The following is a 1,328-nucleotide window of genomic DNA, read 5'->3' on the forward strand; positions in this document are numbered from 1 at the left end:
ATGTCCCCTTGCGCTCAATGATCATGTTGGTGGCGACCGTGGTTCCGTGACCGAGGTGCGCCACGTAAGCCGGGTCGAAGCCCGCCGCGATCACCTGGTTCAGCCCGTTCTCGATGGCTTCGGAGGGATCGTGCGGCGTGGACGGGGTCTTGAAATGATAAAGCTCGCCGGTGGCTTCATCGATAACCGACAAGTCGGTAAAGGTCCCGCCAACGTCCACGCCGATCCGGTATTGCGCCTGCATGATGGATATCCGTCCAACGATTTGCGACAGGGCGAGGATCAGGGCTTCGGACTGTGATCGGGAGGCGATCATCGGTCAAAAAGTTGCTGAATTGCGTCAACTGGACTGTGCAACCATCGAAAGCGAAATACACGGGGCGACACGCCAAAACCGCCGGAAAAGAAACTCGTCGGCTGATCCGGTTTGCGGGGCGCTCCGGTGGGGCGCTCGGGCAAGCTTTTGACGAGGCGGTAGCTCGCCGGCATGCACTTCGCGAAGGCGCTGATCCAGTTCCTTGTCCACCGACGTCAGGCGATGGTTTAGGCGAAGATAGTCCATCAAGGTCGGCGTGCGGAAGGTCTCCGTCCACTGCAACGGCTCCTGCAGGTCGCGCTGAAGGTTCCAGTGCCGGGCGCCGGCGCAGCTTTGCACGCGACGTTCCCGCATTTGATCGAGAAATTTCTAGGTTCTCTTCCGGCATGGCGTAGTCGACCTTGACCGATCGGACCGCTTCTCGACTGGAGGTCGAGGGCGAGTTGCGGGGTCTCGAAATCAAGCGAATCCTGATCAGATCCCTTCCATTGACGGATTGGCAGCAGGAGCCCGGTGGCGACAACCAGCAGGGCGCCGCCGGGAATGCTGCTGATGAAGAGCTTTCCCTTCAGGGTCGAAACCATATGAGAACAAGCCGTCAAACCTAGCCCGGTGTGATTGCCGGCGCGTGTAGAGAAGAAGGGTGTCGTGGCCTTTTCGACAATTGACGGTGTCAAACCTGCGCCTTTGTCGGCCACTTCCCGGGTCGGCTCCGGTAGGGGCGACCCCATTTCATCACTTTGATGTTTGATGCCTGCCAGAGAATTTGCTAATGAACTGACCGGCCAAAGCCAAACTCATCCTCGCCGGGCCGACTTGTCAGGACGCGACAGAAACCGCTTCAAGCTCAAACCAGCCCATAAAATGTAAGGCGGCATGGCGAGCGAATAGTGACCACAGTTTAATTTCAAAATATTTGGCCTAGCGCCGGCGTCCTTCAGCCTCTGCATGAACCTCTCCGATAGCTCTGGCAACACCACTTTGTCTCTCTTCGCCAACATAACATGAAGAT

General features: G+C 57.8%; 1 protein-coding gene and 3 pseudogenes. All 4 read right to left on the minus strand.

Annotated elements, in window-relative coordinates:
• On the minus strand, positions 1-244 hold a 244-nt coding region (locus EOA29_RS36690; protein ID WP_281061134.1), incomplete at its 3' end, for a hydantoinase/oxoprolinase N-terminal domain-containing protein.
• Positions 245-417: 173 nt separating this feature from the next.
• Positions 418-852, minus strand: a pseudogene (locus EOA29_RS43515) (MFS transporter); the annotation flags it as partial.
• Positions 853-909: 57 nt separating this feature from the next.
• Positions 910-1,047 (minus strand): annotated as a pseudogene (locus tag EOA29_RS44130) (hypothetical protein); the annotation flags it as partial.
• 66 nt (positions 1,048-1,113) lie between these two features.
• Positions 1,114-1,328: pseudogene (locus tag EOA29_RS42480) on the minus strand (dienelactone hydrolase-related enzyme); the annotation flags it as partial.

The organism is Mesorhizobium sp. M1E.F.Ca.ET.063.01.1.1 (assembly GCF_003998155.1).
Classification (GTDB): domain Bacteria; phylum Pseudomonadota; class Alphaproteobacteria; order Rhizobiales; family Rhizobiaceae; genus Mesorhizobium.